This is a genomic window from Brevibacterium album DSM 18261 (genome assembly GCF_000426445.1).
Taxonomy (GTDB): Bacteria; Actinomycetota; Actinomycetes; order Actinomycetales; family Brevibacteriaceae; genus Brevibacterium; species Brevibacterium album.
The window spans coordinates 479,343-502,437 of sequence record NZ_AUFJ01000010.1; the positions used below are offsets into that span (position 1 = coordinate 479,343).

17 protein-coding genes and 1 tRNA gene are annotated in these 23,095 nt (G+C 73.3%); 3 read left to right on the forward strand and 15 right to left on the reverse strand.

Annotation, left to right across the window (positions count from 1 at the left end):
• Positions 1–69 precede the first annotated feature (69 nt).
• The 12 genes from K318_RS19830 to K318_RS19850 all read right to left on the reverse strand — a co-directional run bounded on the left by K318_RS19830 (position 70) and on the right by K318_RS19850 (position 15,549).
• Positions 70–1,140 carry a phosphotransferase family protein gene (locus K318_RS19830; RefSeq protein ID WP_035280754.1) on the reverse strand — a complete coding sequence of 357 codons (1,071 nt, stop codon included), beginning with the start codon at positions 1,138–1,140 and terminating at the stop codon, positions 70–72.
• A complete protein-coding gene (locus K318_RS0106355; RefSeq protein ID WP_029088874.1) occupies positions 1,137–2,498 on the reverse strand; it encodes a phosphotransferase family protein in 1,362 nt (453 codons plus the stop codon). Before K318_RS0106355 ends, K318_RS19830 begins: the two co-directional genes overlap by 4 nt.
• A complete protein-coding gene (locus K318_RS0106360) occupies positions 2,495–4,306 on the reverse strand; it encodes an ABC transporter ATP-binding protein (protein WP_029088875.1) in 1,812 nt (603 codons plus the stop codon). The genes K318_RS0106355 and K318_RS0106360 overlap by 4 nt, the downstream gene beginning before the upstream one ends.
• Positions 4,303–5,577, reverse strand: coding sequence for a glycosyltransferase family 4 protein (locus K318_RS19835; protein WP_084499776.1), 1,275 nt, complete (start codon positions 5,575–5,577; stop codon positions 4,303–4,305). The genes K318_RS0106360 and K318_RS19835 overlap by 4 nt, the downstream gene beginning before the upstream one ends.
• Positions 5,574–6,947: a glycosyltransferase family 4 protein gene (locus tag K318_RS19840; RefSeq protein ID WP_084499777.1), complete on the reverse strand. Its 1,374-nt coding sequence runs from the start codon at positions 6,945–6,947 to the stop codon at positions 5,574–5,576. Before K318_RS19840 ends, K318_RS19835 begins: the two co-directional genes overlap by 4 nt.
• Positions 6,937–8,160 carry a glycosyltransferase family protein gene (locus tag K318_RS0106375; protein WP_029088876.1) on the reverse strand — a complete coding sequence of 408 codons (1,224 nt, stop codon included), beginning with the start codon at positions 8,158–8,160 and terminating at the stop codon, positions 6,937–6,939. The genes K318_RS19840 and K318_RS0106375 overlap by 11 nt, the downstream gene beginning before the upstream one ends.
• 147 nt (positions 8,161–8,307) lie before the next feature.
• Positions 8,308–8,970, reverse strand: a complete 663-nt coding sequence (locus K318_RS0106380) for a response regulator transcription factor (RefSeq protein ID WP_029088877.1) — start codon at positions 8,968–8,970, stop codon at positions 8,308–8,310.
• Entirely contained in the window at positions 8,967–10,550 is a 1,584-nt protein-coding gene (locus tag K318_RS0106385) for a sensor histidine kinase (RefSeq protein WP_245579783.1), read from the reverse strand. Before K318_RS0106385 ends, K318_RS0106380 begins: the two co-directional genes overlap by 4 nt.
• Positions 10,435–10,800 carry a hypothetical protein gene (locus K318_RS23530; protein WP_051297616.1) on the reverse strand — a complete coding sequence of 122 codons (366 nt, stop codon included), beginning with the start codon at positions 10,798–10,800 and terminating at the stop codon, positions 10,435–10,437. The genes K318_RS0106385 and K318_RS23530 overlap by 116 nt, the downstream gene beginning before the upstream one ends.
• A gap of 150 nt (positions 10,801–10,950) precedes the next feature.
• Positions 10,951–11,027: transfer RNA gene (locus K318_RS0106395), tRNA-Met, on the reverse strand.
• A gap of 235 nt (positions 11,028–11,262) precedes the next feature.
• A complete protein-coding gene (locus tag K318_RS0106400) occupies positions 11,263–14,277 on the reverse strand; it encodes a UPF0182 family membrane protein (RefSeq protein ID WP_029088879.1) in 3,015 nt (1,004 codons plus the stop codon).
• A 141-nt stretch (positions 14,278–14,418) separates the two neighbouring features.
• Positions 14,419–15,549 carry a YlbL family protein gene (locus K318_RS19850; protein ID WP_245579784.1) on the reverse strand — a complete coding sequence of 377 codons (1,131 nt, stop codon included), beginning with the start codon at positions 15,547–15,549 and terminating at the stop codon, positions 14,419–14,421.
• 178 nt (positions 15,550–15,727) lie between these two features.
• On the opposite strand from K318_RS19850, the gene K318_RS19855 reads away from it, so the two are divergent.
• Both K318_RS19855 and K318_RS19860 read left to right on the forward strand, forming a co-directional pair.
• The gene (locus tag K318_RS19855) at positions 15,728–17,248 is read left to right on the forward strand and encodes a zinc-dependent metalloprotease (protein WP_051297617.1); all 1,521 of its coding nucleotides are present in this window, start codon (positions 15,728–15,730) and stop codon (positions 17,246–17,248) included.
• Between the two features lie 35 nt (positions 17,249–17,283).
• Positions 17,284–17,949, forward strand: coding sequence for an NUDIX domain-containing protein (locus tag K318_RS19860; RefSeq protein ID WP_035280759.1), 666 nt, complete (start codon positions 17,284–17,286; stop codon positions 17,947–17,949).
• An 87-nt stretch (positions 17,950–18,036) separates the two neighbouring features.
• Here the strand turns inward: K318_RS19860 and K318_RS19865 are convergent, their stop codons facing one another.
• Positions 18,037–18,594 (reverse strand): M48 metallopeptidase family protein, encoded by a 558-nt coding sequence (locus tag K318_RS19865; protein WP_051297666.1) that lies wholly within the window; start codon positions 18,592–18,594, stop codon positions 18,037–18,039.
• 504 nt (positions 18,595–19,098) lie between these two features.
• On the opposite strand from K318_RS19865, the gene K318_RS0106425 reads away from it, so the two are divergent.
• The gene (locus K318_RS0106425; protein ID WP_029088880.1) at positions 19,099–20,028 is read left to right on the forward strand and encodes a hypothetical protein; all 930 of its coding nucleotides are present in this window, start codon (positions 19,099–19,101) and stop codon (positions 20,026–20,028) included.
• Here the strand turns inward: K318_RS0106425 and K318_RS0106430 are convergent.
• Entirely contained in the window at positions 19,967–22,051 is a 2,085-nt protein-coding gene (locus tag K318_RS0106430; RefSeq protein ID WP_029088881.1) for an ATP-dependent DNA helicase UvrD2, read from the reverse strand. The genes K318_RS0106425 and K318_RS0106430 overlap by 62 nt on opposite strands.
• Positions 22,048–23,055, reverse strand: a complete 1,008-nt coding sequence (nudC, locus tag K318_RS19870; protein WP_035281009.1) for an NAD(+) diphosphatase — start codon at positions 23,053–23,055, stop codon at positions 22,048–22,050. Before nudC ends, K318_RS0106430 begins: the two co-directional genes overlap by 4 nt.
• Positions 23,056–23,095: the final 40 nt, after the last annotated feature.

A 23,095-nucleotide genomic window follows, 5' to 3' on the forward strand; every position in this document is an offset into this window, starting at 1 on the left:
GTGGTGGACGTGCGCGCAGTCTGCGTGCGATCTGCGTGCAGTGCTGCCTCCCCGCATGGCGCGTCCGGGTCACCTCCCCTCCCCCACGAGCATGCACCGCAGCTCCCGGGCCGCTTCCACCCAGGCCGGGCGGAAGGCATAGACCGCGCCCAGCCGCAGCAGCGCCGAGCGCTCGTGGAGCTCGAGCGACGCGGGAGCGACGCCGGCGCGGTGTGCGACCGCATCGACGTGCTCGGCCACGACCGCCGCCTGTCCGCTGCTCCACACCCCCTGGCGGGACCGCCACCGGGCGTGGGCGCGCAGGTTGCCGAGATCGAGACCGGGGTCCGCAAGGCAGGCGGTGTCCACATCGAGGAGCCCGGGGCCGGCCTCGGGAGTCCACAGCAGCTGTCTGTCATGCAGGTCCCGGTGCGCGGGCACGAGGCGGGGCGCGGGGAGGATGCTGAGCTCCTCGGCGGTCCGCTCCACCGCAGCGGAATAGGCACGGGCCTCGGCGCCGAGCAGGCCCGCCGCCCGGTCACGCCACTGCCGCAGGACCCGCGCCTCGGCACCGCCGCCGTGGACAGGCGTCGAGCGCTGTGCGTCCGCACCGGCCCCTGCGCTGTCAGCGGCACTCGCTGTGCCCGTCGCGCTCCCGGTGCCGACGGCGGCGCACCAGGCCCGGAGCACCTCGCCCCAGGCCCGTTCCCATTCGACGGCCGAGAAGTCCTCCGGCCGGTGCAGACTGCGCCCGGGCAGCGCCGCGAACGTCACGGTCGAGGCATCGGAGCCCAGCACCTCGGGCGTACGGAAGGGACCGGCGAAGGCCTCCGCGCTCCCGATGCCGTCCAGGATCGTCCGCGAGCGGCCCTCGCGCACCACCTTGGTGTAGCGGCTCCCGTCCGCGCTGCGCACGACGGCCCGCCTGCCGGGGCGATGGGAGACGACGCTGCCGGCCCGGGCAGAGGCGGCGAGCGCGGGCAGCCGCGGATCGGCGCCGTACGGGTGCAGCCGGATGCCCGAGGCATCCGAGAACCCCGCGCGCACGTGCCCGCCGGCGGAGACGGCCTCGACCGCGGTGCGCTCCTCCGTCCCGGGCCAGGCCCGGCGGATGGTCCAGGTCTCGCCGTCGAGGAGGACGGAGGCAGGCGGCGTCCTCATGAGCCGCTCACCTCCCGGTGGGTCGCGGCGGCCTCGGCGAGTCCGAGCCGCTCCTCGGCGAGACGGACCCGCTCCTCCGCCTGGACGCACCAGTCGGCGGCGAGGCCGCGCATCGGCTCGAGCGCGCGCTGGAGGAGGGCGAAGGCCTCCCATGCCGCGATCTTCTCCGCGGAGACCTCTGCGCGGGCGGCCGCGGCCTCCTGATAGCCGTGCATGAACGCCGAGGCCAGCGTGGGACTCCGCTGCAGACGGCAGGCCGCGAGCCAGGCGCCGAGGTCGCGGGCAGGCGGCCCCCACCCTGCGCGGTCGAGGTCGATGATCCTGATTCGTCCCGCAGCATCGACGAGGATCTGGTCCGGTGACAGATCGCCGTGCAGCTGCGTGGGTCCCCGGCCTGCGGGGGACGCTCCTGCAAGCCGCGGTGCCAGGTGCTCGCCGAGGCGCATGAGCCGCGAGCGCAGGTGCGGGACGGCCTTCGCGATGCCGCCTGCGAGGTGGGCGGGCTCTGCCCCGGGGAGGGCGGGTCCGACGCCGGGCACCGCGCGGTCCGCTCCGGGGTCCGGCGTGCGTGCACCTGCTCGCGCACGCAGGTGGACCTCGGCGATCGCGGCACCTGCGGCCTCGGCGGCACGCGTGTCGGGATGCGCGGCGAGGTCGCCGATCCCCCACCAGGGGGAGGCCGTCACCCCCTCGAGCGCGCCGGGGGGCGTCGCAGCGGCCTCGGCCTGCTGCACGGGCTCCACCGACAGCACAGGCTCCACCGACAGCACGGGCGCGCCGAGTCGCTGCCACTGCCGGGTCGCCTCGGACAGAGCAGCGGAGCCCTCCGCGGAGATCCGGATCGCGCGCACGCCGGTCGAGTCCTCGGCCCGCAGCACGAGGCGCCTGCGCGGATTGAAGCGCAGCACCTCCCAGCGGATGCCCGGCCCGGCACACGCACGCAGCCGGGCAAGCTGCCGGACAAGGGCGGGATCGGCCCACGCGGAGCCCGAGAGCACGGGGACGCCTCCCGCCGCCGCGCCTGCGTCCGCCCTGACGGTCCCGCGCTCCTGCGAAGGCAGCGTGTGCTCCCGCAGCGGGACGCCGGCGCGCTCCGCCCGGCGGAGGGCATTGCCGCGCTTATCGGCATCGGCGAGCACCGCGGTCCAGCCGTGCGCCTCGGGCTCGGCTCCCGCTCCCGCCGTCTGCCAGGCGACGACGAGGCTGTGCCCCTCCTTCATCCGCAGGTACCGGGCGCGCACGGGGCGGTCGAGGAGCTCCGAGAGGGCCGCGTCGTCGAGCAGGTTCGCAGCCCCCGGCACACCGGCCAGCTCAGCGATCCGGCGGCGGTCCCCGTGCGGCTCCGGTCCCGCGCTCATGTCCGCACCTGCTTCAGCTGGGTCGCGGCCCACTGCGCGATGCGCCCCTCGCGCTGGGAGAGCAGCCGCCTCGGCGTCCCGTCCTCGACGATCCGGCCGTTCTCGAGCCACAGCAGCCGGTCGAGGCCCGCGAGCATGCCGAGGTCGTGGGTGATCGCGAGCGTCGTGCGCCCGCGGGTGAGCTCGTCGACGGAGGCCCCCACGAGCGCCCGGGCCTGGGGATCGAGCCCCGTCGTCGCCTCGTCGAGGATGACGACGGGGGCATCGCGGACGAGGGCGCGCGCGATCGCGATGCGCTGTCGCTGCCCGCCCGAGAGCGTGTCTCCGCGCTGCCCGAGCACGGTGTCGTAGCCGGCGGGCAGGCTCCGGATGAACTCGTCGGCTCCGGCCCGGCGCGCCGCCTCCTCGACCTCGTGGTCGGCGGCGTCGAGTCGGCCGAAGCGGATGTTCTCCCGCACCGTGCCCGCGAAGAGCACCGACTCCTGCAGGAGGATGGAGACCTGGGAGCGCAGGCTCGCCCGCGTCACGCGGCGCGTGTCGTAGCCGTCGATGAGCACATGACCGGAATCCGGGTCCGCGAGCCGCAGGAGGTAGCCGGCCAGCGTCGACTTGCCCGCCCCCGAGGGGCCCAGGAGCCCCACGCGCTGCCCCGCCGGGATGTGGAGGCTCAGATCCCTGAACAGCTCGCGCCCGTGCCCGTCCCGCGCGGAGACGGAGTCGAAGGCGATATCGCCGTCCACCCGTCCCATCGCGAGGGTGGGCGTGGGGTCGCCGATCTCCACGGGCTCCTCGAGCAGGTCCGCGATCCGCTCGCCCGAGGCCGTGGCCCGCGCGATGCGGCCGGTGTACTTGGCCATATCGCGCAGCGGCTTCATCGCGAGCTTGAGGTACATGAGGAACAGGACCATGTCACCCGGCGTCATCGCCCCGCGCAGCACCTGCCAGCCGCCCACGCCCAGCACCACGGCCGTCGCCGCGCCCACGAGGAGATCGGTGGAGCGCTCGAGGCCGGCGGCGAGGCGGCGGGCGCGCACCCCGGCGCGCAGCGCGCGCTCATTGCCGCCCGCGAAGTCCGCGGCCACCGTCTGCTCCAGTCCGTAGGCCTGGACCACGCGGATGGCGCCGAGCGCCTCGGCCGCGGAGCTCACGAGCTGCCCCTCGCCCTTGCGCGTGGCGCGCGAGGCGTCCGTGATGCGCGGGGTGGAGAAGCGGGAGAGGACGAGATAGGCCGCGGCGGTCGCGACGACCACGCCCGCGAGCACGGGATCGAGGACGATGACGACGCCCAGCAGGACGAGGAGCGTGAGGACGTTGCCCACGAGCGGCAGCCCCGCCGTCACCGCGACCTCCTGCAGGCGCCCGATGTCGCCGACGAGCCGCTGCGAGGTGTCCCCCACCGAGGCCCGCGAGTGGTAGCGCAGGGACAGCGACTGCACGTGGTCGAAGACCCGCGAGCGCAGCTCCGTCGCCACCCGGGAGCCCACGAGGGCGAAGGCCACGGTCGAGGCGTAGTTGCAGAGCGCGCGTCCGGCCACGAGTGCGGCGAGGATGAGCGCCCAGGTCACGAGCGTGATCCCCACGTCCTCCCCCATGCCCGTGCCGGCGGCGACCCGGGCGCCCAGGGCCGCCGTCACCGCGTCGACGGCATATTTGACGGGCCACGGCTCGAGCACGCGGAACACGACGTCGCCGGCGAGCGCGAGCAGGCCGCCGAGCGCGAGCAGGCGGTGCCGGCGCAGGTGCGGGACGATCATCCGCAGCGTGCGGCGCAGGGCCTGCCGGCTGAGGGTGCGGGAGTTCCGGCTCATGGCGCGACCGCTTCCCGGAGGAGGGGCCGGGCCGCCGGACGGGAGTGCTGCGCGGCCGCATCACGGTCCTGTCCGCCTGCGCCGCGGTCCTGTGCGCCCGGCAGCCGGTCGAGCCACACGGCGCAGCGCTCCTCCCAGGAGTGCTCTGCCACAGCGGCTGTGCGGGCGGCGGACCCCAGGCGGGCGCGCAGGGCGGGGGCCGAGGCGAGCGCCCCGAGCGCATCGGCCAGCGCGGCCGCATCGCCCGGCTCCACGAGCAGGCCCCGCTCCCCTTCGCCCAGCAGACCGGGCAGCTCGCCGACCCCCGATGCGACGACCGGCAGGCCTGCGGCCATGTACTCGTAGACCTTGAGCGGCGAGAAGTAGTCCGCGCCCGGAGGATAGGGCGCCACGGCCGCATCGAAGCCTCCGAGGATCCCGGGCACGCGTTCCGGGGCGACAGCGCCGCGGAAGGTCACCTGCGCCTCGATCCCGAGCGCGCGGGCACGGGCACGCAGGCTCTCGAGCTCCGGGCCCTTCCCGCAGATGTCGAGCCGCCAGTCCGAGGACCCCACCGCCGCCCGCTGCGGAGCCGGCGCCTCCTCGCGGGCGAGCGCGAAGGCCTCGAGGAGGACGTCGGTCCCGTGCCAGGGCTTGAGCGTGCCGACGAATCCCACCGTGAAGGCCGCCCGCTCCCCCGCCCGTGCGGACGCCGGCCGGATCCGCTCGACGTCCACGCCGTTGGGCACGACGACGATGCGTCCGGCCGCCTCGGGGCACATCCGTGCGGCCCAGGCGGCCACCTGCGAGGACACACAGGTGAGCACCCTCGCGCGCGCGAACTGGAGCCGTGTGGCGGCCAGCGCCGCGGATTCGTCGCACAGCACGCGGTGGGTGCGCTGCTCCTCGACGAGCGGCGCATTCACTTCGAGGACGAAGGGCGCCCCCGAGCTCCGGGCCAGCTGAGCGCCCGCCGTGCTGAAGAGCGCATAGCGCTCGTAGACGAGGTCGAAGGGGATGCCGTGCGCCCGTGCGGCCGCCGCGAGCCCGCGGCCGGCCTCGGCGATGCGGACCTCCCGCCCGGCCGCGTCCGCGGAGGGGCCGATGCCCACCGTCACGACCTCGAGGTCGGCGAGGTCCGCGGGAACCTCCTCGTCGCGGCGCACGCAGAACACCGTGACCTCGTGGCCCAGGCGGCGCAGCGCGCGGATGACCTCCTGCACGTGGACGGAGGCGCCCTTCGTCCCGAACACCCCGATCCCCGGATCGGCGAGCAGATACGCGATCCTCATGCCGCACTCCTCTCTCCTGCGTGCGCGTCCTCCGGGAGCGGGCCCTCCGGGAACGGGCCCTCCGCGTCCGCGCGCTCCGGAGCGCCGGTCTCCGCGGGCGCACCCCCGCTCACGAGCGCCGCCAGCTCCGCGGCCTGCCTGCGGGAGTCGTACCGGTGCTCCACCCGCTCCCGTGCACGCTCCAGGAGCGCGAGGCTCCGGGCGCCGGAGACGAGGGCGTCCTCGACGGCGTCCGTGAGCGCAGCGGTGTCCGCACTGGGCACGAGCCAGCCGGTCTCCCCTGTCGCGATGACCTCGCCCACGGCCGTGACATCGGCGGCGACGCAGCGGATGCCGCGCGCCATCGCCTCGAGCAGGACGGTGGGGAGCCCGTCCGCATTGCCGTCAGCGCCCACCACGAAGGGGGCGGCGAACACGTCGTGGCTGCCGAGCAGGCCCACCACCTCCTCCTGCGTGCGCGGACCCAGCAGGCGCACGGCCTCGCCGAGGCCGCGCCGGGCGATCTCCGCGCCGAGCTCCGCCCGCAGAGGTCCGTCGCCCACGATGTCCGCCGTCACGCGGTGCCCGCGCGCGCGGAGCGCGTCCACCGCGGCGATGAGGTGCCCGAAGCCCTTCTTCTCCACGAGGCGGCCCACGGCGAGCAGGCGGGCGGGCGTCCCCGGCTCCGCCCGCGGCGCGTGCTCGAAGCGCGCGAGCTCCAGCCCGTTGCGCACGAGGTGGAGGCGCCCGGTCTCGGCGGGGAAGCGGGCGCGCAGGTGGGCGAGGTTGTACTCGCTGATCGTGACGGAGTGGTGGGCCTCGGCGAACTTGGTCCGCAGGTCCGCGGCGGAGACGTCCTCGTGGAAGATGTCCTTTGCGTGCGCGGTGAAGGAGTACGGGAGGTCTGCGATGCGGCCGGCGAGCCGGGCCACCGTCGTCGCGACCGAAGCGAAGTGCGCGTGCAGGTGGGTGACGCCGTGCTCGGCGGCGAGGCGCGCGAGTGCGACGGCCTGCCCCGCGTCGTCGTGATCCGCCTCCAGCAGCGCGTCCAGGGCCGCGGAGAGGCCGGAAGCGAGTCCCGCCCCGGCGGCCTGCCGCCAGCCGTCCCACCACCGGTGCGCGGAGCTGGGCCGCGGCACATGGACGACGGGGGCCTGTACGCGTGCGAGTTCGGGATGGAAGCGGGAGTCCGTCGTGGGCCGCAGGGAGAAGATCACGAGCTGCTCGCCCCGGGCCTCGCGGGCGAGTATCTCGGAGACGATGAAGGTCTCGGAGAAGCGCGGGTACATCTTGAGGACGTAGCCCACGACGGGGCGGCCGGAGCCGGTCGGCGGCTGCGCGGCGAGGGGCTGCGCCGGGCTCTGCTCCGCAGGCGTGCTCTCAGTGCGCATGGGCGGCCTCCGCGAGTCGGGAGCGGCCGGCGGCTGCGGCGGTGTGCACGGCGGGTGCGGCCGCGCGCCGGCGGGAGCGGACGAGCTCGGCGGCCAGCTCCGGCACGCGGACGAGGCCGTCGAGGTCGATGCCGCCGCGGTCCGTGCGCCTGCCCGCGGTCTCAGCGAGCCAGGAGCCGAGGGCCGCGGGCGTGCACTCTCCCGCGGCGAGCACATCGACCGCGCCGGCGTCTGCGAGCGCCGCCGCCCGGCGCGACTGCTCGGCCCGCCGGGAGCAGCGCGGGACCACGAGCGCGGGCGTATCGGTGGCCATCACCTCGGTCAGCGAGTTGTACCCGCCCATCGTCACGACGGCCGAGGCCGCCCGGATGAGCGCGGGCACGTTCGCCGCTGTGCGCAGCACGACCGTGTCCCCGGTCGCCGCCCGCCGGACCTCGGCGGCAGCGGCCTCGGGCATCTGCGGGCCAGTGATGACGAGGTGACGGAGGCCGCGGGGAACCTCGGCTGCGGCGGCGGCACGGGCCACGGGGCCGCCGTCGGCGCCTCCGCCCACCATCGTGAGCACGAAGGGGCTCCCGGCGACGGCAGCGGAGGCCTCGGGCCGGCCGTGGGAGAGATAGCCGGTCGTCCGGACCCGCGGGGCCAGGCTCGCAGGCACCTCCCCCGTCGCGAGGGGATCGTAGATGCCGCGGTCGCCGTAGACCCACACCGCATCGTAGGCGTCCGCGACCGCCTCGACTCCGCCGCCGCCCTCCCATTCCGGCCGGACCGCCTGGGGTGCGTCGAGCACGTCGCGCAGCCCCAGCACCGTCGCACAGCGACCGCGGGATCGGAGGGAGGCGAGCGCTCCGGCGAGTTCGCCGCCCACGCCGAAGGGGTGCCGGTCCGCGATGAGCAGGTCCGGCTCGAGCGCCTCCACCGCACTCGTGATCGTCGCGCCGCGGAGCTCGGCGAGCTCCTCGACGGAGAGCGGCAGCCGGCGGGAGGCGTATCCCTCGGGAGTCCGGAGGAAGCCCGGCAGGACCAGCCAGTCCCAGCCCGGCGGCAGAGTGTCCGCCGAGGCATCGGGATGGCCGGCGATGAGCAGCCCGCCCACGTCCTCGCCGAGGAGCGCAGGCAGCCGCTCTGCGAGGGCGAAGGCGAGCGCGCGGTTGCGCCGGGCGTGTCCGAGCCCGATCGAGTCGTGCGAGTAGAGCACTGCGGTGATGGTCATGCGAGACCCCCTGTCGTCGTCATCTGCACACCATCCTCAGATCCGAGGGTGAGGTGCGGATGAGCCGCCGGTGAGAGGGTTCTCATCCGTGCATGAGGGGCTTCTCATGCACGGGCGGGCCTGCGCGCAGGCGGGGCGGAGCGGAGCTCAGTCGACCCGATAGCCCACGCCGCGGACGGTGCGGATGAAGTCTGCGCCCAGTTTGCGGCGCAGGTAGCCCACGTACACGTCGACCACATTGGACCCGGGATCGAAGTCGTAGCCCCAGACCCGCGAGAGCAGCTGCGCCCGGGACAGCGCCTGACCGCGGTGCTCCATGAGCACCTCGGCGAGGGTGAGCTCGCGGGCCGAGAGCTCGACCTCGCGCTCCCCCAGGTAGGCGCGCCGCCGCCGCAGGTCGAGGCGGACGCTGCCGGCCGTGAGCTCGTCCGGCACCGGCTCCGCGGCGACCGGGGTGCGCAGGCGCAGCCGGATGCGGGCCAGGAGCTCGGCGAAGTGGAAGGGCTTCACCATATAGTCCGCAGCACCGCCCTCGAGCGCGGCGACGGTGTCGGTGCCCGAATCGCTGGCCGTGAGCACGAGCACCGGCAGGTGGGGGCGCTGCCCGCGGAGCTCGGCGAGCACCTCGAAGCCGTTCATGCCGGGCAGGCCGAGATCGAGGACGACGAGGTCGAACTCGCCGGTCAGGGCGTAGTCGCGGCCCGTGAGCCCATCGGAGGCGACGGTCGGCGCGAATCCCTCCGCGCGCAGCCCCTTCGCCACGAACGATGCGATGCGGGTCTCGTCCTCGACGATGAGGATGCGGCTCATTCTTCTCCTCCGGGTTCCAGGGGCAGTCGCAGTCGGAAGGTGGCACCGGGGCTGGTGCTGGGAAGGCCTGCAGGGACGGGATCGACGGAGACCGTGCCGTGGTGGGCGCGCGCGATCGCGCTCACGATCGCGAGCCCGAGGCCCGCACCCAGATCCGGGTCGCCGCCGCGGCACCCGGACTGTGCGCCATCGTCCCCCGCGCCGCTGCTGCCGCCTCGGGCGAAGCGCTGGAAGATGGCCTCGCGCTGGGACTCGGGCACCCCCGGCCCGGTGTCGCGCACCCAGAGCTCCGCCGCCGTCTCCGAGACATCGGCGCCGAAGGTGATGGCATCGCCGGGGGACGTGTGCCGCACGGCGTTGTCGGCCAGCTGGAGGAGCGCCTGGGTGAGGCGCTGGGGGTCCGCGCACAGCGTCCGGGGCTCGGTGTCCTGGACCCGCCATTCGCGGTCGGCCAGACCCGTGGCCTTGGCGCCGATCTCGGCGAGCAGGACGGCCAGGTCCACGGTCTCCGTGCGCAGGAAGTCGGGGCGGCGGGCCTTCGCGAGCACCAGCAGGTCGTCGACGAGCCGGGACATCCGGGCGATCTCGTCGAGGAGGAGGGCCCGCGTCTCCTCGACGTCGTCCACGTCTGCCGGGTCGAGCACCTCGAGGTGGCCGCGCAGCACCGTGAGCGGCGTGCGGAGCTCGTGTCCGGCGTCGTCGAGAAACTGCCGCTGGGTCTCGAAGGCGGCCTCGAGCCGGTCGAGCATCTCGTTGAACGTGCGCACGAGCTCGGCCAGGTCGTCGCTGCCGCTCGCCTCCAGCCTGCGGTCGAGCCGTCCGCCGGTGATGGACTGGGCGGTGGTGCGCAGCTCTCTCACCGGCTGCAGCAGCCGCTGGGCGATGAAGGAGGCCGAGGCCGTGACGAGGACCGTGGCGATGACGGCCGAGAGCGCATAGGTGCCCATGAGCGCGGCCAGCCCCCGGCGTGTGCCGGAGACGTCGTGCACGACCACGAAGGCCGCCCGGCTCTGATCCTCCGTCAGCGGCTGGACAACGATCCGGTACTCGCTCCCCCCGATCGTCGCCGTCCGCGTGCCGCCCTCGACCAGCATCGCCTCGACCGTGTCCGCGAACTCCGGGCTCTCGCGCAGCTGGGGATCCGCTCTGCCCTGGTAGACCACGGTGCCGGTGGTGAGGAAGCCGAAGAGGGTCTCCGCGGCGGCCGGCTCGTTCCGCTGGAGGAAGAGCCGGAGCAGGCGGTCCACGGATTCGAAGGGCGCGCCGGTCTCGGGATCGACTCCGGACTCGGCCAGGGCGCGGAACTCCACGATCTCCTGCCTGAGCTCGTCGCTGATCCGCCGCTCGAGGGCTGCCGACTCGACCGTATAGAGGACGACGCCCACGAGGCACAGCACGGCCACCGTCACGAGCGTGACACCGGCGGTGATGCGCTGGCCGACGGAGAACCGGGGACGACGCCGCTCAGTCATCGTCTTCGTCATCGTCTTCATCGTCGCCGTCATCGTCATCGTCATCATCGCCGGTGCCGGACCCGCCGCCTCCACCGCGGGAACCGGCCGGGCGGTCATCGTCGTCATCGTCGAGCTCGTAGAGCTCGGGGGGTGCGGGGACGAACCGTCCCTCGTCCCCGCCGCCCTCGGTGGGCGCTCCCTCCGCCGGTGTCTCCGAAGGCTCGCCGGAGGCGGCCGGTGCCGGGGATATCTCGATGGGGCTGAGGTCCGGAGAGGCACCGGAGCCGCTGCCGGAGAGGCGGACGACGAGCAGAGCCCCTACACCCAGCACCAGGAGTGCCGCGAGGAGGGTGATCGTCGTGCTGAGCCGGGACATGCTCTCACAGTGCCCTACCGCCCTCACCGATGTCGACGTGAGGAGGTGAGATTCTTCTTAGGCGGGACGGCACACCTCGGTCGACACCCCCGAAGACTCGGGATGCGCAAAGGCCCTGACCGGCATTTCTGCTGATCAGGGCCTTCTCATTGGTGGCGGGGGGAGGATTTGAACCTCCGACCTCCGGGTTATGAGCCCGGCGAGCTACCGAACTGCTCCACCCCGCGGCGATGTCCCCAACACTACGCGCCCGGAAGGTGAACGGACAAATCGAGCGGGAGTGATCCCCGACACCCGCCGTTCACCGAACCGCCCGCCTAGCCGGCTCCCGGGTCGCTCCATGCACCCTCCTCCGATCACTCCTCCCCGCCGCAATCGCGGTGGCGGCTGGGAGAAGCGACCGGACAGCACACGGGGCCCGGGGCTGCTGCAGCAGCCCCGGGCCCCCGGGTCGGTGCCGGATCAGCCCTCGGCGGGCGGCGCCTCGGCGCCTGCGCCCTCCTCGGCGGGATCGGCAGCCTCGGCCGGATCGACGCCCTCGGCCTCGAGCGCGTCCTCGAGCGCCTGCCGCAGCCGCTCCTGCGCCTCGCCGTACGCGGCGAAGTCGCCGTTGCTGAGCGCCTCATCGGCCTCGGTCATCGCGTCCTGCGCGCGGTCGAGCGCATCCTGGAGACCGGGAGCCTCGTCTCCACCGCCCGAGTCGCCGCCGGTGCCGCCGGCGCCGCCGGACTCACCGGACTCCGAGCCGTCGGCCGCATCGGAATCACCGGCCGCCGCACCGGAGTCGCCGCCGAACACCTGGTCGAGCGCCTCGTCGAGCGTCGGCGCGAAGCCGATCTGCTCGCCGAAGGCCACGAGCACGCGCTGCAGCACCGGGTAGGAGGTCTCACCCGCGGAGCGGACGTAGACCGGCTGGATGTAGAGCAGGCCGCCGGCGACCGGCAGAGTGAGCAGGTTGCCGTTCTCCACCTGCGACTCACCCTGGCGCAGCAGGTTGAGGCTCGTCTGGATCTCCGGCTCCGTGTTGAAGTTGTTCTGCGCCTGACCGGGTCCGGGGAACGTGGTGTTCCTCGGCAGCTGCAGGAGCCGCAGCCGTCCGTACTCCTCGCTGATCTCCCCCGGTGTCGAACCCGCATCCGCAGTGGCGGCCAGGAAGCCCGTGAGGTTGTTCCTCGTCTGCCCCTCCGTCGGACGGGGGATGAACGAGGAGGTCAGCGAGAACGCCGGCTCCTCCTGCTCCGGCATCTGCAGGGTGAGGAAGTAGGGCGGCTGGACCGCTCCGGACTCCTGGTCCCGGGTGGGATCGACAGGCAGGGTCCAGAAGTCCTGCCCCGAGTAGTACTCGCTCGCATTGGAGACGTGGTACTGGGTGAGCAGCGAACGCTGCACCTTGAACAGGTCCTCGGGATAGCGGACGTGGCTCATCAGCTCGCTGGACATCTCCGAGGACGGCTGGACGAGGTCCGGGAAGACCTTCATCCACGCCTGCAGCACGGGGTCCTCGGCGTCCCACTCGTAGAAGTCGACCGCACCGTCATAGGCATCCACCGTGATCTTCACGGAGTTGCGGATGTAGTTGACCTGCTGGTCGGGCAGCGTCGCGACCGCATTCGTGGCTTGCGTGTTCGCATCGCTCGTCGCCTCCTGCAGGACCGAGGGACGCGAGTACGGGTACTGGTTGGACGTCGTGTAGCCGTCGAGGATCCACTTGATCCGCCCGTCGATCACGGCCGGGTAGGGATCGCCGTCGACCTCCAGGAACGGCGCGAGCTTCTGCACGCGCTCCCGCGGGGTCCGGTCGTAGAGGATCTGCGACTCCTCGTTCACCGTGTCCGCGAGGACGATCTGCTCGTCCTGGAACTTGATCGCGTACAGCAGCCGGTGGAAGAGGTCCCCCACCCTGGGGCCCGCATCGCCGGTGAAGGTGTAGTTGACCTGGCCCGAGCCCTCGTCCTCGTCCGCCGGGTAGTCGAGCTCGATGGGATCGGCCCCCTCGGGCGCTCCGACGATCGAGTACTGGGTCGAGCGCTCCCCGAAGTAGACGCGGGGCTCGTAGTCGGACTGCTCGGTGAGCAGACCCGAGGCGGGGATGTTGTCCTCGAAGAAGACCGGCTCGCCGTCGCCGCCCTGACGGCTGCCGTAGGCGGCCACCGCGCCGATGCCGTGCGTGTAGACCGTCGCCTGGTTGACCCAGGTGCTGTCGGCCAGCGCATCCGGGTTGAGCTCGCGCAGCGCGATGACCGTGTCCTCGACCTCGCCGTCGATCTCGTAGCGGTCGACGTCCAGCTGCTCGGGGAACGCGTAGTACGAACGGCTCTGCTGGAGCTGGCGGAACGTGTCCGAGACGAGGCTGGGGTCGAGCAGGCGCACACTCGCCGCGGTCACCGCATCCTGCCGGAGCGCGCCGGCCTCGCCGTCCGTGTTCGGGGTGTAGGGGATCACCTCGACATCGTCGATCCCGTAGGCGTCGCGGGTCGCCTCGAGGTGCCGGTTGATGTAGTCCGCCTCAAGGCTCTGCTGGGACGGATTCACCTGGAACTGCTGCACCGCGGCCGGGAAGCCGAGGACGGCCACACCGCCCAGCACGACGAGCATGCCGAGGGAGATCGCGGTGAGACGGAAGGTGCGGAAGTACGCGGTGGAGAACACGAGGGCCGCCACGATCGCCGCCGCGACCGCGACGATGAGGATCGCCGGCAGGGCCGCATGCACATCGGCATACGTCGCACCCGTGACGAGGCCGGTGTCGTCCGTGAGCTTCGTGTAGCGCCACAGGAACAGGCGGACGGCCTGGATGAGCACCAGCACGGCGAGCGCGGTGGCGAGCTGCCGCCGCGCGGCCCGGCTGATCTCGAAGCCGCGGGTCTCGAGGGGGCGCACTCCGCCGAACAGGTAGTGCGCGACGATGCCCGCGATGGCGCACAGCAGCGCGACCATCCCGAGGTAACCGGCCAGCACGCTGACCATGGGCAGCTGGAAGACGTAGAAGGAGAGGTCGTGCTGGTACTGCGCGTCCTCACGGCCGAACGGCACGGAATTCACGAACAGCAGCGCGCTCTGCCACGAGGCGCTCAGCGCGAGGCCGCCCAGCAGGCCCACGACCGCGGGGATCGCGAAGGTGAAGGTCCGGCGCAGCGGCTCCACCGCCTCGCGGTACCGGTTGAGGTTCTCCTCGCGCGGAGTGGTCGGCACCGTCTCGGGCCGGGTCCGGTGCGCCGCCGAGAGCATGTACCACAGCGGCAGGGCCATGAGCACGAAGCCGGCCGCGAACAGCGCGCCCTTGACCAGCCACTCCGTCGTGAAGACGGAGAGGCGGTCGAGCTGGCTGAACCACAGCACCTCGGTGTAGATCTGCGCGAACACCACGAACAGGCCCACGAGGACCAGCACGGCGACGATGGTCAGGAACAGGGGCGACGGCCGTCTGCGGCCGCCGCTCCCCGATGGTGGTGCGGTGGGTCTGGCTGAAAAGCTCACAGTCGCCCTTCCTTCTCGTCAGTATCGCGGGCCCGCGGTCCCCCGCCTGCCCGTATGTGTCTGCGGACGCTCGTCCGCAACCGTTGTGGTCTGCGGCTCGCACCGCAGCTGTGCCCCCGGAAGGGGAGCACCGGCCGGCTCCTACGCCGGGGAGGGCTCGCAGGAGGGCAGCGCTCCGGTCTCCCCCGCGGCGATGTCCTCGACGGCGGTGCGCGCCTGGTGCAGGTCGTCGATCCGCACCACCGTCATCCGCTCGGCGCCGGGAGCCTCCATCACCTCCGCGCAGTTGCCCGCCGGGGACAGGAAGAACTCCGCCCCCGAGGCCGCTGCGGCCACGACCTTCTGCCTCGCCCCGCCGATCGGAGCGACGGCGCCGGCGGCGTCGATGGCCCCGGTGCCTGCGATCGGCTCGCCGCCTGTGAGGTTGCCCTCCGTGAGCTTGTCGATGATCGTGAGGGCGAAGATCGTCCCTGCCGATGGCCCGCCGATGCCCTCCACCGTGAAGTCCACCTCGAACGGGAAGGAGTAGGCCAGGCCCATCACCACGCCGATCGCCGGCTCGCCCCCGGAGGAGTCCGGCTCGACCTCGACCTCGGCGGTCTCACCGGCGCGGTCGACCGTGAGGATCAGCGGCCCCTCGGCCGAGACCACGGCCTCGCGCACGGCGGCCATGCCCTCGGCCGAGCCCTCGACGGGCGCACCGTCCACGCTCAGGAGCAGATCACCGGGCTCGAGGATCCCCTCCGCGGCTGCGCCCTCGGCGACCTCGCTCACGCCCACGACGGTGTCGAAGGAGATCCCGAGCTCCGTGAGCGCGGCCGCGGTCGCCTCGTCCTGCGAGGAGGTCATGTCCGCGGTGTTCCGGTCCGCGACCTGCTCCCGGGTGGTCTCGAGCGGATAGAAGGCCTCGGTGGGGACGACCGTCTCCGCGCCCTTCACGAGCGACTGCAGCGCATTCGAAGCGTAGACGCTGCGGCCCGGTCCGCCCGCCACGGCGACGGTGAGCATGTCCAGCTGACCCTGCGCCTCGTAGGTCTCCGTCCCGGAGATCGCGATGAGCTCCTGGCCCTCATAGGGCTCGAGCGTGTTCACGACGGGGCCGGGCATCTGCAGCAGATACGGCACGGGGATGAGGGCGGCCGCGAACACGAGGGCGTAGAGCAGGATCGAGGACACCCCTGCGGCGGTGGGGCGACGGCGACGGTGCGCGCCGGACTGCCCGGGAGCGGGATCGGCTGATGGCCGTTCCGCTGCGGGCGGAGTGCTGCTCACCGGCCTCGACCTCCCAGTCGCCTGTCTCACGTCCGGTCCAGTCTAGTGGCCGCGGCACCGCGGCGGGAAATCAGCGTCGACCGTGCGGATCAGCTCTGAGCGGACAGGAACCAGGAAGGAAGTCCTCGGGTGCAGACGTTACGCTGACAGCACTGGCACCGGAGGAGCGAGGGACACGATGAGCGACAGGAACGACGACCGTAAGCCCGGCGAGGACGACGAGAGCGGCCGCAATCCGTTCGAGCAGATGTTCGGCATGATGTTCGGTCAGGGCGGCCAGGCCATCCCTCCCGGCCAGGGCGGCCAGGGCGGGGGCATGCCCTTCGACCCCGCGATGCTGCAGCAGATCATGGGCCAGGTGCAGTCCATGATGAGCGGCGGCGATCCCACCCGCGCCGCGCAGCAGGTGATCGAACGCTCCGTCCCCTCCCCCGATCCCGCGGTGACCCCGGAGACCGAGCGCAACGCCGCCGATGCGTTCCGGCTCGCCGAGCTGTGGCTCGAGCGCGTCATCGCGGCCGAGCCGCGCATCGCGGGCCCGAGCGCCCTCAACCGCACCGGCTGGGCGAAGGGCTCCCTCGCCGAGTGGTCGAGGCTGGCCGAGCCCATCGCCGCGAACATGTCCGATTCCGTCCTCGAGGGCCTCAAGGAGCAGCTCCCGCCGGAGATGGCCCAGCTCATGGCCGGTGCCGGCCAGATGCTCAGCTCGATGTCCTCGGCGATGTTCGCCTCGCAGATGGGCCAGGCGGTGGCCGCGCTGTCCGGCGCCGTGCTCACGGGCACGGAGTTCGGGCTCCCCCTCTTCGGCCGCACCCCCGTGCTCGTCGAGGCCAACCTCCCCGGGGCGGCCGCGGAGATGGACCTCGATCCCACGCAGCTGCGCATCTGGCTCGCCGCGCGCGAGCTCGCCCACCTGTGGCTGTTCGAGTCCGCGCCCTGGCTCCGGGGCCACCTCGAGACCGCACTCGCGAAGTACGCCTCCGAGGTCCGCATGGACATGGGCGCCGTCCAGGACGCGGCCCAGGGCATGGACCCCAGCGAACTCATGCGCATGGGCGACAAGCTCACGGAGAAGATGTTCTCCTCCGAGACCACTCCCGCGCAGCGCGAGGCGCTCGAGGCGCTCGAGAACCTCCTGTCCGTCATCGAGGGGTGGACCGATGTGGTCGTCCACGCCGCATGCGAGCAGCTGGAGCAGCGCGAGGAGATCCGGGAGGCGCTGCGCACCCGTGCCGCCTCCGAGAGCGAGGCCGAGGCCGCGTTCGCCGCGCAGCTGGGCTTCTCGCTGCGCCCGCGCCGGGTCCGCGACGCCGCCGCGCTCTTCTCCTTCCTCGAGCAGCACTCCGGCGCGGAGGCCCGCGACCGCGTGCTCTCCCACCCCGATCTGCTGCCCACGACCCAGGACCTCGACGATCCCCTCGGCTACGAGGAGCGCAGGAGCGAGGCGTGGTCCTCCGAGTCCTCGCTCGACGAGGCGCTCGAGCGCATCCTCCGTGAGGCCGGTGAGGCCGGTGAGGCCGAGGGAGCCGATGGGCCCGGCGAAACGGTCGCAGGCGAGGAGGAGAGCTCTGGCGACACCGCGACCGAGGAGACGGGTTCCGCGGCATCCGATGCAGAGGCACCCGATGCAGAGGGGTCGGGCGCAGAGGGGCCGGACTCCGGGGAGTCGGACGGCGGCGGATCCCGGGACAGGCGCTGAACTCCGGGCCGGGGCCTGGGCCCATACCCTCCCCCGTGGCGGCGGTGCGTGCAGCGGCAGAGGTGCGCGCAGCGCGCCTGCCGCAGGGGGCCTCGCGGACCGCACAGTTCGCGCGCACGCTCCGAGAGGCCTCCAGCGGGCTTCCGGAGGCGGACACCGCCCTGGCCCGCGCAGCCGCCCGCTCACTGCTCGGCGCAGACTGCGAAGACCCCGCTGAGGGCAGGGGACGCGCTGACAGCGCAGGCCGCTGGCACCCGGGACGCGAGGACGGCCCGCGCCACCTCACCGTGAGCTGTCTCGCGGTCTCCCCCGATCTGTCCGCACTCGTCCTGGTGGACCACCCCGGCTCGGGCCAGCTCCGGCAGCCCGGGGGTCACATCGAGAACGGCGATGCCGATCTGCGCGGCGCCGCCCTGCGCGAACTCGCCGAGGAGTGCGGGGCCCAGGCCGCCGCCTCGGCCGAGGTGCCTCCCGTCCCGCTCGCGGTGCGCGTCTTCCGGGTGGGCACGCAGCGCTGCGCGGAGCACCTCGATGTGCTCTATGCGGCGGTGCTGCCGGAGTCCGCTCCCCTGGCGGGCGAAGGGCGCGCTGTCCGCGTGCGCGCCTCGCAGCTGCCTGCGCGCACCGCCCCCGATCTCCTCACCGGGGCGGAGGCTCTGCTCCGGCGACTGCGCACACTCCGCGCCCCATCCATCGAGTGAGCGGTTCCGGTCGGTTTTCCACCCTCACACCGACAGGAACCGCTCACTCGGGTCTGCGCTGCACGGGGCCGCGCTCAGACTCCGCGCTCACTCGCCGGAGGGGCGCTGCTCGCCGCGCGCGGAGCGCTCGCCCGCGCTGAATCCCTCCAGGAAGGCCTCTGCGCGCTCCGTGTGCGGGTATCGGGCGGTGAGCGCGCGGAACTCCGCGGAATGATCGGGGCGGCGCAGGTGCGCGAGCTCGTGGACCAGCAGCGCGTCGAGCACCCATTCCGGCACCTCGCGCATCCGGTCCGAGACCCTGATGCTCCGCTCTGCGCTCGTCGCCGAGGCGAAGCGCGTGCTCTGATTGCCCACCCAGCGCACGCTCACGGGTTCGACGCCGTCGTCGAAATAGCGCTCGTTGAGCGCGGTCGCCCGGGACATGAGCGCCTCGTCGCTGCGGGGCGCGCGGGCGGACCTGCGCTGCACGCGCCCGATGAGCTCGCCGATGCTCCGCGCATTGCGCACCGGGTCGTAGCGCTGGGGCACCGCCAGGAGCCAGCTCTCCCCCTCGCGGCTCACGGCGATGGTCTTCCTGCGCCGGGCGGACCGGCGGACGCGGATCAGCCCGGTCTCGAGCGCCTCGCGCACCTCGGTGGGGTTCATGACCCACGACCGTACCGGCTCGCGCGGACGGTTGCGCACAGGCCCCGGGAAGCGCAGGCGGCGCCGGAAATTCGTGCGGGAATTCTGTCGGCGGGCGGAATCCACAGCGGCACCCCCGGAGTCCGGGGCCTCAGCCGCCATCCGCCTCCACCCCTCCACAGCTCCGTCCACACCTATCCGCGTGTCGTCAACACCTTATCCACAAGGCAGGGGGCGCAACTGTGCACGCGCGCATTGACGCGGTGCCGCGAGCCTCCTAGGTTAGTTCTTCGTACCCCTGGAAAACCCGGGGTTCGTGGGCTAGGGGAAGGCCCACGAGCTCCGCGCGCGGCTGGGGGACACACGGCCGGGAGATGTCGTGGCAGAGTGCTCCGCCCCTTGGAGCGGCGCTCGGCCGGACGTCTTCCGGTCGTCTGTGTGTCCACAGGTCTGTCCACAGCCTTCGGCGGGGTCTTCCACGGCCGCGACCGGCCTCCTAGCCTGGTGTCCCGAGCACAGGAGGCCATGATGCTGCAGTTCAGGCGGAGCGTTCCCCTCGTCCGGCGGAACGAGACCTCGGTCCAGTTCGGCGTGGACGATCCCGTGCTCCTCGACGGCCTCGCCCCCGGGGACCTCGCACTCCTCGATGCCTTGTGCCGCGGCTGCGCAGAGGCCGAGTTCGCCGAGACGGCGGAGCGCAGCGGCGTGTCCGGGGAGCGGGCGGCAGCGCTCCTCCGCCTCCTGCGCGAAGCCGATGTCATCGAACCGCGCGGAGCGGCCGGCCGCAGCGGCATCCCCCGCGATTTCGCCGAGGCGTACGCGGCCGCATGCGGCAAGGAGGCCTCGGCCGCCGCCGCCCGCATCTCCGCACCCCGGATCTTCGCCCTCGGCCAGGCCGCCGAGGCACACGCACGGATCCTCACAGCGGCCGGCTTCGCGGTCGAGGTGTGCGAGAGCGCGGCCGCCGCGGCGCGCGCCGGCGCCGGTGCCGCCCTCACCGTGCTCTCGAGCCTCCACACGCACGACATCAGCGAGGCCTCGGCGCTGTTCGCCGACGACGCCTGGCACCTGTCGGTGCGGATCGGCGACAGGCGGGCCGAGCTCGTGCCGGTGCGCCCGGGCGCCGGACCCTGCGCGGTGTGCGCCGTGCTCCGCTCCCGCGATGACGGCCCAGGCTGGTTCGAGGCCTGGACCCAGCTGTCGCAGCGTTCGGCCGGAGCGCTCGTGGACCCGCTGCTCGTCGAGGCCGCCTGCCTCGAATCCGCGCGCATGCTGCGCGAGCTGCGGGTGCACGGCCGCGGATTCGACCGGATCGCGACGATCGACGGCCGGGACGGCACGGTCTCCCATCGGCCGGCGCGGTTCCACCACGACTGCGACTGCAGGATCCCGCTCAGTCCGAGCGGTGCGCCCGCACCAGCTCCAGGAGCTCCGCTCCGTATTGCTCCAGCTTGAGCGGACCGATCCCGCTCACGCGGCCCAGTTCGTCGAGCCCCTCCGGGCGCTTCTCCGCGATCTCGCGCACCGTCGGCATCGCGAGCACGAGGAAGACCGGCAGGCGCGCCTCCTCCGCCTTCGCCGCACGCCAGTGGACGACGGCCTCGAGCACCGCATCGTCGACCTCGGCCGGACATGTGCCGCAGCGCCCGCGGTTGCGATCCGCGCGGGCGGTCAGGAGACGACCGCACACCCGGCACTTCACGGGGGCGGGAGTCCGGTTCCGGGCGGCCGGGGCAGCGGCCCGCGTCGTCGCGGCCCGCTGACCGGCCTGCACCTCGGAGACGAAGCGCGAGGCCCGCCGCCCGCTCCCCGACGCTCCGCGACGCCCCTTCGACCAGCTCAGTGACAGAGCCGTGCGCGCACGGGTCACCGCGACGTAGAACAGGCGCCGCTCCTCGTCGATCTCATCGGCGGTCTCGGCATAGCCGATGGGTATGAGGCCCTCCGAGGCGCCCACCAGGTGGACGCTCTCCCATTCGAGCCCCTTGGCCGCGTGCACCGAGGCCAGCGTCACGCCGTCGACGGCAGGGGCGAACTGGTGCTCGGCCCGGTCGTCGAGCTCCGCGATGAACGCGCTGAGCGGCACCGGCAGGGTGGTGTCGGCCTGGCTGTCCTGCGCGAGGTTCACGAGCGCGGTCAGGGATTCCCAGCGCTCCCGCACCGCGCCCTGCGCGCTCGGCGCCTCGGGCGTCCAGCCGACCGAGGAGAGGATCGACCTCACCTGCTCGTCCAGCCGCTCCGTGCTCCCCCGGCCCGAGGCGGCGCGCATGATCGCGATCGCCTCCTTCACCTCGCGGCGGGCGAAGAAGCGCTCCCCTCCCCGCAGCACGTACGGCACCCCGCGGGCGCTCAGCGCCTCCTCGAACAGGCGGCTCTGGGAATTGGTCCGGAAGAGCACTGCGATGTCGCCGGCCCGCCGCCCGCCCGAGACCTCCGAGGCGATGCGCGCGGCCACCGCCTCGGCCTCGGCGGCATCGTCCTCGTACTCCGCGAAGGCCGGCTGCGGGCCCGTGCGATCCGTGCCCCGCAGGCGGATGGGCGAGCGCGCGGTGCGGGCGAGGACCGCATTCGCCACGCCGATGACCGGCTCCGCGGAGCGGTAGTTGCGCACGAGCCGGATCTCCCGTGCACCGGGGAAGTCCACGGGCAGACGGCGCAGGAAGCGATCGGAGGCCCCGGCGAAGGTGTAGATGGTCTGCGCGGGATCTCCCACGACGCACAGCGAGTCGCGCCGTCCCAGCCAGCGCCGGAGCAGGTCGTACTGCAGGGGCGAGACGTCCTGGAACTCGTCGACGACGAAGCTCCGGTACTGGCCGTGCACCTCTGCCGCGATCTCCTCGCGGCTGCCCAGCACGCCTGCGAGCACGAGGAGCACGTCCTCGAAGTCGAGGATGCGCCGCTCCGTCTTGATCTCGCCGTAGCGCGCGATCACCCGCACCATCGTCTCCGCGTCGAGCCCGGCGGGAAGATCGCGGCCGCCGGCGCGCTCCCCGTACTCCTCCGCTCCCAGCAGCGAGACCGCGGCGTATTCGATCTCCGCGGCGACATCGCGCACGGTCTCCCGCTCCGGGGCGATGCCCACCGCCTGGACGGCGCGGGAGACCATGGGCGCCTTCTGGGCCATGAGCTCGGGGAACGGGCCCTCACCGAAGCGGGGCCAGAAGTACCGCAGCTGGCGCAGTGCGGCCGAGTGGAAGGTGCGCGCCTGGACGGTGCCCGCGCCCAGGGCCCGCAGCCGGGAGCGCATCTCGCCCGCAGCCTTGGCCGTGAAGGTCAGGGCGAGGACGTGACGCGGGTCGAGGGCACCCGTCGCCGCGCCGTAGGCGATGCGGTGGGTCATCGCCCGCGTCTTGCCGGTGCCCGCCCCTGCGAGGACCACGAGGGGGCCCTCCAGGTGCTCGGCCACCTGCCGCTGCTCCGGGTCCAGGGCGTCGAGCAGCTGCTCGGGCCGCGCCCTCCCGGGATCGCCCCGGCTCATCCCCGCGCTGACCAGCCGGTCGTCTGCGGATCCAGTCCGCCTGCCCAGGCCGCGATGATCTGGCCCGCGATGGAGACGGCGTCCGGGACGGAGACCGTGCCCTCGCGCAGCTCCTCGACGAGCTCCTCGCGGGTGAACCAGCGCAGGTGGGTGAGCTCCTCGTCGTTCGTGTGGACCTCGAGGGAGTCCGCCTCCGCGGTGAAGCCGAGCATGAGCGAGGCGGGGAAGGGCCAGGGCTGGGAGCCCACGTAGCGGGGCCGGCGCACCCGGAGGCCGGCCTCCTCCTCGACCTCCCGGATCACCGCCGATTCCAGGGTCTCCCCCGGGTCCACGAAGCCGGCCAGCAGCGAGAAGCGGTCGTCCGGCCACAGCGCGTTGGAGCCCAGCAGGATTCGCTCCGTGCCGTCCGCGTCCGTGTGCACGACGGCCATGATGACGGCCGGGTCCGTCCGCGGGAAGTGCTCCGTGCCCGCCTCCGGGTCCACCCGCACCCAGCCCGCCTGCGCCGGGTGGGTGGGGGCACCGCTGCGCGGCGAATGCGTGTGGGTGGCGTGCCAGTTGCCCACGGCCACGAGCGAGGTGGCGAGCGCCACGTCCCGGTCGCTCAGGCGCGTGCCCAGCTCGCGCAGCCCCAGCCAGACGGGGCGTGTGGCGTGGAGACCGCCTACGGGGTCCGTGAGCAGATCCTCGGGGTCGCGGTCGGTCTCCGCGGCCAGCCGCCGGTCCACGGCGGCCCGCCCCTCGTCCGTGAGCGCGCCGCCCACGAAGTGCGTCCCCTCCCCGTCCGCGCCGAGGTAGAGCATGACCGAGTCCTCCGGCACATCCTTGCGGTCGAGCAGGTGGAGCCCGCCCCGGGAGACGAGCAGGGTGCCGCGGTGGGCGAGGACCGCCCGGGCCCGGCCCGTCTCCCAGATCGCGTCGATGCCCCCGCCGCGGTGGACGTGGGAGCGGTCCACTGCAGTGCGGGAGAGGCTGGCCGGCGGCAGGAGCGGAAGTTCCTTCATGCCGGCCAGACTATCGAAGGGCGCGGACACGCCCCCGCAC